Annotated in this window: 10 protein-coding genes and 1 pseudogene; 4 read left to right on the forward strand and 7 right to left on the reverse strand. The window is 70.4% G+C overall.

Annotated features, from left to right (window positions below; all coding sequences use genetic code 11):
- The first annotated feature begins 211 nt into the window (after window positions 1-211).
- Entirely contained in the window at window positions 212-1,336 is a 1,125-nt protein-coding gene (locus J0670_RS18705; protein WP_207812763.1) for a DUF2637 domain-containing protein, read from the forward strand.
- An 83-nt stretch (window positions 1,337-1,419) separates the two neighbouring features.
- On the opposite strand, the gene J0670_RS18710 is transcribed toward J0670_RS18705, so the two are convergent.
- The 5 genes from J0670_RS18710 to J0670_RS18730 all read right to left on the reverse strand — a co-directional run bounded on the left by J0670_RS18710 (window position 1,420) and on the right by J0670_RS18730 (window position 5,442).
- Entirely contained in the window at window positions 1,420-2,511 is a 1,092-nt protein-coding gene (locus J0670_RS18710) for a DUF475 domain-containing protein (RefSeq protein WP_207812764.1), read from the reverse strand.
- A 147-nt stretch (window positions 2,512-2,658) separates the two neighbouring features.
- The gene (locus J0670_RS18715) at window positions 2,659-3,237 is read right to left on the reverse strand and encodes a TerD family protein (protein ID WP_207812765.1); all 579 of its coding nucleotides are present in this window, start codon (window positions 3,235-3,237) and stop codon (window positions 2,659-2,661) included.
- Window positions 3,238-3,471: 234 nt separating this feature from the next.
- Complete coding sequence (locus J0670_RS18720) at window positions 3,472-4,047, reverse strand: TerD family protein (protein ID WP_207812766.1); 576 nt, start codon at window positions 4,045-4,047, stop codon at window positions 3,472-3,474.
- Between the two features lie 154 nt (window positions 4,048-4,201).
- Window positions 4,202-4,660, reverse strand: a complete 459-nt coding sequence (locus tag J0670_RS18725; RefSeq protein WP_207812767.1) for a peroxiredoxin — start codon at window positions 4,658-4,660, stop codon at window positions 4,202-4,204.
- Between the two features lie 341 nt (window positions 4,661-5,001).
- On the reverse strand, window positions 5,002-5,442 hold the full coding sequence (locus J0670_RS18730) for a DUF3052 domain-containing protein (protein ID WP_207812768.1): 441 nt from the start codon (window positions 5,440-5,442) through the stop codon (window positions 5,002-5,004).
- A 516-nt stretch (window positions 5,443-5,958) separates the two neighbouring features.
- Here J0670_RS18730 and aceE point away from each other — a divergent pair.
- On the forward strand, window positions 5,959-8,709 hold the full coding sequence (gene aceE, locus J0670_RS18735; protein ID WP_207812769.1) for a pyruvate dehydrogenase (acetyl-transferring), homodimeric type: 2,751 nt from the start codon (window positions 5,959-5,961) through the stop codon (window positions 8,707-8,709).
- A gap of 65 nt (window positions 8,710-8,774) precedes the next feature.
- On the opposite strand, the gene J0670_RS18740 is transcribed toward aceE, so the two are convergent.
- On the reverse strand, window positions 8,775-9,137 hold the full coding sequence (locus tag J0670_RS18740) for a MerR family transcriptional regulator (protein ID WP_207812770.1): 363 nt from the start codon (window positions 9,135-9,137) through the stop codon (window positions 8,775-8,777).
- Window positions 9,138-9,206: 69 nt separating this feature from the next.
- Here J0670_RS18740 and J0670_RS18745 point away from each other — a divergent pair, with 69 nt between their 5' ends.
- Window positions 9,207-9,353 (forward strand): hypothetical protein, encoded by a 147-nt coding sequence (locus tag J0670_RS18745; protein WP_207812771.1) that lies wholly within the window; start codon window positions 9,207-9,209, stop codon window positions 9,351-9,353.
- Window positions 9,350-9,784, forward strand: coding sequence for a nitroreductase/quinone reductase family protein (locus J0670_RS18750; RefSeq protein WP_207812772.1), 435 nt, complete (start codon window positions 9,350-9,352; stop codon window positions 9,782-9,784). Before J0670_RS18745 ends, J0670_RS18750 begins: the two co-directional genes overlap by 4 nt.
- Before the next feature lie 64 nt (window positions 9,785-9,848).
- Here the strand turns inward: J0670_RS18750 and J0670_RS18755 are convergent.
- Window positions 9,849-10,054: pseudogene (locus tag J0670_RS18755) on the reverse strand (MFS transporter); the annotation flags it as partial.

Raw genomic sequence — 10,054 nt, forward strand, 5'->3', positions numbered from 1 at the left:
TGGCCCCGAGAAGCCGCCCTCCCGTAACATGCCGCCCCTTCGGACGCGATATCGTCTAGCCGCACAGGTGTCCCGCCCGCCCCTGCGCGGGCGCTGCTGGCACGCCGTGCGGCGACGAACGACCCGTCAGGCGGTGCCCGCACGCAGGGACCTGACCGCCTGTGTCGCACCGTGAAACCGTCCCCTGCGGAAACCCGAGGCCCGACCCGCAATGAACCTGACCTCCATACAGCTGGTCTGGACCGTCATCGGCGGCGCAGCCCTGCTGTTCGTCGCCGTCCTGCTGGCGACGCTGCGCTTCAAGAGCTCGAAGAAGGACGAGTCCGGCGACTCCTGGGAGCGCAGCGAGGAGCGCCGCCGCCGCAAGGAGATGATCTACGGCATCTCCTCGTACACGCTGCTGTTCTGCTGCGCCGGCGTCGCGGCCGCTCTGTCCTTCCACGGCCTGGTGGGCTTCGGCATCGAGAACCTGGGCCTGTCCGGCGGCTGGGAGTACCTCGTCCCGTTCGGCCTGGACGGCGCCGCGATGTTCTGCTCGGTGCTCGCCGTCCGCGAGGCCAGCCACGGTGACGCCGCGCTCGGATCCCGCCTGCTGGTCTGGGTGTTCGCGATCGCCTCGGCCTGGTTCAACTGGGTGCACGCCCCGCGCGGTCTGGGTCACGCCGGCGCCCCGCAGTTCTTCTCCGGCATGTCGATCTCGGCGGCGATCCTGTTCGACCGCGCGCTGAAGCAGACCCGCAAGGCCGCCCTGCGCGAGCAGGGCCTCGTCCCGCGCCCGCTGCCGCAGATCCGCATCGTCCGCTGGCTGCGCGCCCCGCGCGAGACCTACGCGGCCTGGTCGCTGATGCTGCTGGAGAACGTCCGCAGCCTGGACGAGGCGGTCGAGGAGGTGCGCGAGGAGCGCCAGGCGAAGCTGGACGCCAAGGTGCGCGCCCGCAGCGCCGACCGCCGCGAGCGGGCCGAGCTGAAGGCCATCTCCCGCCAGAACGGGATGCTCGCCCGGGCCCGTGGCGGCCGCCAGGTGCCCGCGCTCACGGCTGCCGGAGACGGCCCGACCGCTACGGAGCCTGCCCTAGCCGCCGAGAGCGACAACACCTCCTCCACCGCCTCGGACCGCTTCTCCTCCGACTTGTTCCCGCTGGAGTCGACGGCCCTGGACTCCGCCCGCCGCCCGCGTGCCGCCGTCGGTTCGTCCCTCTCCTCCTCGGCCACCGGCTCGGCCTCGTCCCGCCGCGGTTCGGCCATCGACCTGACGGCCGACGACGACACCCTGTCGATGCCGAAGCTGGACTCGCTGGAGCGCAAGCTGCGCGCGATCGAGCAGCAGCTCGGCTGACCCCGGTCCGGGCACGGAAGTCCGGACACGGAAGACGGCCGCCCCCGGAACCCCGGGGGCGGCCGTTTCGCGTACCCGCCCGGCTACTTGCTGCCGACCAGCTCCCGTTCCTCCTCCCCGGCCTCCCGCCGGTTGCGCAGGACGGACGAGCCGAGCGCCAGCCCGATGAAGGCGACGCCGATCAGGCCGGTGACGATCTCCGGGATGTGGTACTTGATCCCGACCAGCAGGATCACCGCCAGCGCCCCGATCGCGTAGTGCGCGCCGTGCTCCAGGTAGACGTAGTCGTCCAGGGTGCCCTTGCGGACCAGGAAGACGGTCAGCGAGCGGATGTACATCGCGCCGATGCCGAGGCCCAGGGTGATCTGGAAGATGTCGTTGGAGATGGCGAACGCGCCGACCACGCCGTCGAAGGAGAACGAGGCGTCCAGGACCTCCAGGTAGAGGAAGAGGAAGAACGCGGCCTTGCCGGCGACCTGGACGATCGACTTGCCGGACTTCTCCGCCTCCTCCTCACGCTCGGCCTCCTCCTCCAGACCCGACTCGAAGATCGAGGAGAGGCCGCCGACGGCGAGGTAGGTGATCAGGCCGAGGACGCCCGCGAGCAGGACGGTCTCCGCGTGCTCGGCGGCGAAGAAGCGGGAGGCCACCACCAGCGCGACCAGCGCGACGACGCTGGAGAGGGCGTCCAGCTTGCCCACCTTCTCCAGCGGGCGCTCCAGCCAGCCCAGCCAGTTGTGCTCCTTCTCGTCGAACACGAAGTCGAGGAAGATCATCAGCAGGAAGACGCCGCCGAAGGCCGCGATGGCCGGGTTGGCCGCCTCCAGGTACTGGCCGTAGGTGAGGCCGTCGTGGGTCTTGTCGGAGTGCAGCGCGAGGTCGATGACCGTCGCCGGGTTGAGCTTCGCGGTCAGGCCCACGACCAGGAGCGGGAAGACCAGCCGCATCCCGAAGACGGCGATCAGCACACCGACCGTCAGGAAGAGCTTCTGCCAGTACGGGTTCATCCGCTTCAACACGGTGGCGTTGACCACCGCGTTGTCGAACGACAGGGAGATCTCCAGGATGGACAGGATCAGCACGATGCCGAAGCCTTGGGCTCCCCAGAGCAGTCCGGCCGCGACCAGGCCGATGGCGGTGATCGCGAACGACCAGCCGAATGTGCGGAGGAACACGGGAGTTGGCTACCTTTCGGGTTCTGGCCGTGCCGGGGTCGGCCTCGTCCCGAGGTACCCGACCGGGCCCGGCCCGGTCAGGTCACCCCCGCACTGCCCTCTGTTCTCATGATCGTTGATCGGGTGCGATAAGTCCGATTTACGCCCTTACTGTACGTTGACGCCGAAGTCGAGGGCGATGCCACGCAGGCCGGAGGCGTAACCCTGGCCCACCGCGCGGAACTTCCACTCGCCCGCGTACCGGTACAGCTCGCCGAAGATCATCGCGGTCTCGTTGGACGCGTCCTCGGACAGGTCGTACCGCGCGATCTCCTGGCCGTCGACGGAGTTGACGACCCGGATGTAGGCGTTGCGGACCTGGCCGAAGTTCTGGAGCCGGGGCTCCGCGTCGTAGATCGAGACCGCGAAGACCACCTTGTCCGCCTGGGCCGGGACCAGCTCCAGGTTGACCTGGATCAGCTCGTCGTCACCCGCCTCGTCGCCCCCGGTGAGGTTGTCGCCCTGGTGCTCCACCGAGCCCTCGGGGCTCTTCAGGTTGTTGTAGAAGACGAAGTACTCGTCACCGAGCACTCGCCCGCCACCGCAGATCAGGGCACTCGCATCGAGGTCGAACGGGGCGCCCGTGGTCGAACGGGCGGACCAGCCGAGGCCGATCCGGACCTGTGTCAGGTTCGGCGCGGCCTTGGTGAGCGAGACGTTCCCGCCCTTGGCGAGCGTGACCACCATGGTGCTCTTCCTCCCTTGCTTCTCCCGGGGCGCCTTCAAGGTGTAGTCCCCCGCGGCCCCGGCCGGCCCGCTTTGGCCGGCTGAACTTCCTGAACTCACATCCTCGCAGCGGGACGGACCCGGACGAAGCCGGGGCGGCCCCGGACCACGGAGGTCCGGGGCCGCCCCGGGGGACCGGCGTGCGCCGGTGCGGGCTCCGGCGCCCGCCGGAAGGCCCGTGGAGACTTCGGAGGCTCAGACGTTGACGCCGAAGTCCTGGGCGATGCCGCGCAGGCCGGAGGCGTAACCCTGGCCGATGGCGCGGAACTTCCACTCGCCGCCGTTGCGGTACAGCTCGCCGAAGACCATCGCGGTCTCGGTGGAGGCGTCCTCGGACAGGTCGTAGCGGGCCAGCTCCGAGTTGTCGGCCTGGTTCACCACGCGGATGAACGCGTTGCGGACCTGGCCGAAGTTCTGGCCGCGGCTCTCGGCGTCGTAGATCGACACCGGGAAGACGATCTTCTGGACGTCGCCGGGGACGCCCTCCAGGTTGACCTTGATCGCCTCGTCGTCGCCCTCGCCCTCACCCGTGCGGTTGTCACCGGTGTGCTCGACGGAGCCGTCCGGGCTCTTCAGGTTGTTGAAGAACACGAAGTTGCCGTCCGAGGCGACCTTGCCCTGGTCGTTGCAGAGCAGGGCGCTGGCGTCCAGGTCGAAGTCCGTCCCGGTGGTGGTGCGGACGTCCCAGCCCAGACCGACGATGACGGCCTGGAGCCCGGGGGCCTCCTTGGTGAGCGAGACGTTGCCGCCCTTGCTGAGGCTGACTCCCACTTGTCCTCCAAGATTCGGGAGGCACGCCCGGTGCCCCCGCGGTGGTGCGGTTCGGGGCGCGACCGCCGAAATCGGACGTACGCCCCACTCCGCCAACGGCCCGAGCGTAGTGCCCGGTTCCCTCGCGCACCGCCGAACGGGCGGGGGCGGGGTGTCAGAGAGCCGCCAGGACCTTCAGGTACTCCTGCTCGTCCCGGGCGTCCGGGAGGCCGTTGACGACGCTCCAGCGCACCGTGCCGGCCCGGTCGATCACGAAGGTTCCGCGCAGCGGGCAGCCCCTCTCCTCGTCCAGCACGCCGTAGGCGCGGGCCACCTCGCCGTGCGGCCAGAAGTCGGCGAGCAGCGGGAACTCCAGGCCCTCCCGGTCGGCGAAGACGCGCTGGCTGAACTGCGAGTCGCAGGAGACGCCGAGCACCTGGACGCCGTCGTTCTGCAGCCCGGCCAGCTCCCGCTGGATCGCGCCCAGCTCACCGGTGCACACACCGGTGAACGAGAACGGGTAGAAGACCAGGACGACGTGCCGCTCGCCGCGGAAGTCGGAGAGCCGGACGGTCTCCCCGTGCTGGTCGTTGAGCTCGAAGTCCGGAGCCGGGGTGCCGACCTCGATGGCCATGGGCGGGACCTTTCTGACGCGGGCGGGCCGCGCGGCGGGCACGGCAGGCCACATCCTCGCATCCGTTTACGGACGTTCGGCCGGACGGATGAGCCGGTCAGCCGGGTGGCCCATCCCTTTCGCCCTCGGCGAACAATCGCCGAACAGCCGCCGAACGGGTACCGGGTGCGCGGCGAACAACCACCGAACAACCGCCGAACGGGGACCGGGCGCGCGGCGGACGGATCCCCGGGCGCGCGGCGGACGGACCCGCGGGCGGGCGCCGGACGGCCCCGCGCAAAGCAGCGGGCCCCGTCGGAGGAGATCCTCCGACGGGGCCCGGTGCAGGCCCTACGGCCCGTTCAGCGCTTGCCGCCGCCCTTGGCCGTGGACTTGGTGGCCAGGCGGGTGGCCGCCCAGTCCTTGGCCACCGCGATCGAGCTGGTCTGCGAGAGGCCGGCGGTCTTGGCCGCGTCCGCGATGTCGGAGGCCTCGATGTGGCCGTCCCGACCGGTCTTGGGCGTCAGCAGCCAGATGAGACCGCCCTCGGCCAGGTATTCCAGGGCGTCGACGAGGGAGTCGGTGAGGTCCCCGTCGTCGTCGCGGTGCCACAGCAGGACGGCGTCGGCGACGTCGTCGTAGTCCTCGTCGACGAGATCCGTCCCGGTGATCTCCTCGATGCCCTCGCGGAGGTCCTGGTCAGTGTCTTCGTCGTACCCGAGCTCCTGAACGATCTGGCCCTCTTCGAAGCCGAGACGGGTCGCCGGGTTGGACTTGTCCGCGGGGTCCGCGGTCGCGCTCACGGGAATAACCTCCAGTATTCGGCCCGGCGTCCATGCCGAGGCTGTGGCCGTAGTCCACACGGGCGCGGCGGTTCGCGCAAGTACCCGACCCCCGATCCCCTCCAAAGGTTGACGTGTCGCACCGGAACACGCCGGTCGACGTGTCGGGAATCACACCGATTTGCCCTTCTCTGCGTGGGCCAAGGATGCTTCGGGTGGTCCCGGCCCACAGGGCGTACGCATGCCCGAGATGCGAACGGCATTCGGGTCCGCGCGTGCGCGGGCGTAGAGTCTCCTGTTGGCCCTCACCCCGGCCGCCCGCCATCGGGCGGACGGGACACCAGGTCGGACCACCTCTTTTCGTAACACCCGGGGGTGTGCGGAGCGGGCGAAGACGCCCGAAACGCACGCCGCCAGACCGGCCCGCCCACCAGGCGGAACGGTTACCGATCGGTAGAGATGACGGATCTCCGAGCGCGGTAGCACGATGGAGGCGGCGCGACACACCTCAGTTTCGACCGACAGTGAAGGAACAGCGTGGCTTCCGGATCCGATCGCAACCCGATCATCATTGGCGGCCTTCCGAGTCAGGTCCCGGACTTCGATCCCGAGGAGACCGCGGAATGGCTGGAGTCGCTCGATGCGGCCATCGACGAGCGGGGGCGTGAGCGTGCCCGCTACCTGATGCTGCGGCTGATCGAGCGCGCCCGCGAGAAGCGTGTCGCCGTGCCCGAGATGCGCAGCACGGACTACGTCAACACCATCGCGACCAAGGACGAGCCGTTCTTCCCCGGCAACGAGGAGATCGAGCGCAAGATCCTCAACGCGACCCGCTGGAACGCGGCCGTCATGGTCTCCCGGGCGCAGCGCCCGGGCATCGGCGTCGGTGGCCACATCGCCACCTTCGCCTCCTCCGCGTCGCTGTACGACGTCGGCTTCAACTACTTCTTCCGCGGCAAGGACGCCGAGGGCGAGTCCGGCGACCAGGTCTTCTTCCAGGGCCACGCCTCCCCCGGCATCTACGCCCGCGCCTTCCTGCTGGACCGACTCAGCGAGCAGCAGCTCGACGCGTTCCGCCAGGAGAAGTCGAAGGCCCCGTACGGCCTCTCCAGCTACCCGCACCCGCGGCTGATGCCGGACTTCTGGGAGTTCCCGACCGTCTCGATGGGCCTCGGCCCGCTCGGCGCGATCTACCAGGCCCGGATGAACCGCTACCTGGAGCACCGCGGCATCAAGGACACCTCCGACTCGCAGGTCTACGCCTTCCTGGGCGACGGCGAGATGGACGAGCCCGAGTCGCTCGGCCAGCTGTCCCTGGCCGCCCGTGAGGGCCTGGACAACCTGACCTTCGTGGTCAACTGCAACCTGCAGCGCCTGGACGGCCCGGTCCGCGGCAACGGCAAGATCATCCAGGAGCTGGAGTCCCAGTTCCGGGGCGCCGGCTGGAACGTGATCAAGCTCATCTGGGACCGCAGCTGGGACCCGCTGCTCGCGCAGGACCGCGACGGCGTCCTGGTGAACAAGATGAACACCACCCCGGACGGCCAGTTCCAGACCTACGCCACCGAGTCCGGCGACTACATCCGCGAGCACTTCTTCGGCGGCGACCTGCGCCTGCGCGCCATGGTCGAGAACATGACCGACCAGCAGATCCAGCACCTGGGTCGCGGCGGCCACGACCACAAGAAGATCTACGCGGCGTTCAAGGCGGCCCGCGAGCACAAGGGCCAGCCGACGGTCATCCTCGCCCAGACGGTCAAGGGCTGGACGCTGGGCCCCAACTTCGAGGGCCGCAACGCCACCCACCAGATGAAGAAGCTGACGGTCGAGGACCTGAAGCGCTTCCGCGACCGGCTGCACCTGCCGATCACCGACAAGCAGCTCGACGAGGGCTACCCGCCCTACTACCACCCGGGCCGCGACTCGGAAGAGATCCAGTACATGCACGACCGCCGCAGCGAGCTGGGCGGCTACGTGCCGACCCGCAAGGTGCGCCCGCGCAAGCTGGAGCTGCCCGGCGACGACGCGTACAAGGCGGTCAAGAAGGGCTCCGGCAACCAGACCATCGCCACCACCATGGCGTTCGTCCGGCTGCTCAAGGACCTCATGCGGGACAAGGGCATCGGCAACCGCTTCGTGCCGATCGCGCCGGACGAGTACCGCACCTTCGGCATGGACTCGCTGTTCCCGTCGGCGAAGATCTACAACCCGCTGGGCCAGACCTACGAGTCGGTCGACCGCGACCTGCTCCTGGCCTACAAGGAGTCGCCGACCGGCCAGATGCTGCACGACGGCATCTCCGAGGCCGGCTGCACCGCCTCGCTGATCGCCGCCGGGTCGTCCTACGCCACCCACGGCGAGCCGCTGATCCCGGTGTACGTCTTCTACTCGATGTTCGGGTTCCAGCGCACCGGTGACCAGTTCTGGCAGATGGCCGACCAGCTGGCCCGCGGCTTCGTGCTCGGTGCCACCGCCGGCCGCACCACCCTGACCGGTGAGGGCCTCCAGCACGCCGACGGCCACTCGCACCTGCTGGCCTCGACCAACCCGGGCGTCGTCGCGTACGACCCGGCGTACGGCTTCGAGATCGCGCACATCGTCCAGGACGGTCTGCGCCGGATGTACGGCTCCAGCGCCGAACACCCGCACGGCGAGGACGTGTTCTACTACCTCACCGTCTACAACGAGCCGATCAAGATGCCGGCCGAGCCCGAGAACGTCGACGTCGAGGGCATCCTCAAGGGTCTGCACAAGTACGCGCCGGGCACCGCCGGCCAGATCCCGGCCCAGATCCTCGCCTCCGGCGTGGCCGTGCCGTGGGCCCTGGAGGCCCAGCGCATCCTCGCCGAGGAGTGGAACGTCAAGGCCGACGTCTGGTCCGCGACCTCCTGGAACGAGCTGCGCCGCGACGCGGTGGAGGCCGAGGAGTTCAACCTGCTGCACCCCGAGGAGCAGCAGCGCGTGCCGTACGTCACCCAGAAGCTCCAGGGCGCCGAGGGCCCGTTCGTCGCCGTGTCCGACTGGATGCGCGCGGTGCCGGACCAGATCGCCCGCTGGGTGCCGGGCCAGTGGCAGTCGCTGGGCGCCGACGGCTTCGGCTTCGCCGACACCCGTGGCGCGGCTCGTCGCTTCTTCCACATCGACGCGCAGTCGGTCGTCCTGGCGGTGCTCACCGAGCTCGCCAAGCAGGGCAAGATCGACCGCTCGGCGCTGAAGGACGCGATCGACCGCTACCAGCTGCTGGACGTGGCCGCGGCCGACCCGGGTGCCGCCGGCGGCGACGCCTGATCACCCGCTGACGCCTGAAGGGCCGGCTCCCCGTCCGGGGGGGCCGGCCCTTCGGCGTTCCGCTCTCAGGCGACGTTCTCGCTGTGCTCCAGCAGGGCACTGAGCGAGTCGCGGCTGCGCTGCAGCTCGGTGATCCGCTCGTTCACGCCGTCCAGCTGGCCGCGCAGGTACGGCCGGGTGCAGGGGGCCAGCGTCGGGACGTCGTCCGCGCCCACGCCCTCCACGCAGGGCAGCACCTCCCGGATCACCGCGGTCGGCAGGCCCGCCGCCAGCAGGTGCCGGATCCGGCGGACCGTCTCCGGGGCGTCCGGCGCGTACCGCCGGTGGCCGCCGCCCGGGCGCTCGCTGGCCAGCAGCCCCTGCTCCTCGTAGTAGCGCAGCAGCCGCGGGTTCACCCCGGTCAGCCGCGACAGCTCCCCGATCTTCATGTGATGCCCCTCACATCGGCCGGGCTCGACTTGAATGTCACATGGATGTCAGATCCTAGCCTCGCCCTCATGACGAACGAGAACGCTCTCGCCATCCGGGAGGCCTTCGGCCTGGGCGGTGACCTGACGGTCCGCCGGATCGGCTTCGGCACCATGCGGCTCGCCGACGCGCCGGCCGCCCGGCTCTCCGCGCTCGCCGAGGACGGTGCGGCATGAGCCCGGTCCACCCCGAACCCTCCGACGGCGCGGGCGAGTTCAACCGGGGGGTGATCACCGACTTCCGCGCCCGCCGGGGCGTGGTGGGCGGCGAGCTCGCCGACTCGCCGCTCCTGCTGCTCACCGTCTTCGGCGCCCGCAGCGGCGAGCCGCGCACCACGCCGCTGGTCTACCTGCCGGACGGCGGGCGGCTGGTGGTGTTCGCCTCCAACGGCGGCAGCCCCACGGACCCGGTCTGGTACCGCAACCTGGTCGCCCGGCCCGAGGTCACCGTCGAGGTCGGCGCCGACCGCTACCCGGCCCTGGCGTTCCCGGTCGACCCGGCCGAGCACGACGCGCTCTGGGCCCGCCAGATCGCCGCCCAGCCCCAGTTCGCCGGCTTCCGCACCGACGCCCGTACCGTCCCGCTGGTGGCCCTCACCCGGGCCTGAGCACCGCCCGGACACCACGACGGCCCCGGACTCCGAGGAGTCCGGGGCCGTGGCGTACGGGCGGTCAGATGTGCACGGCCGGGCCCGCGTCGGTGGTGCCGCGGCGGGTGAGCAGGCCGAGCACGGCGGCGGCGAAGGCCACCACGGCGGCCACCGCGAAGGCGAGCGACATGCCGCTGACGAAGGACTGGTGCACGGCGCCGGCCATCGCGTCCACCGCCTGCTGCGGGGTGCCGGCCGGGGCCGGCGGGGCGATGCCGAGCTGGGCGG

Origin of the sequence: Streptomyces sp. FH025 (genome assembly GCF_017427025.1) — a bacterium.
In the GTDB taxonomy this organism is placed as follows: domain Bacteria; phylum Actinomycetota; class Actinomycetes; order Streptomycetales; family Streptomycetaceae; genus Kitasatospora.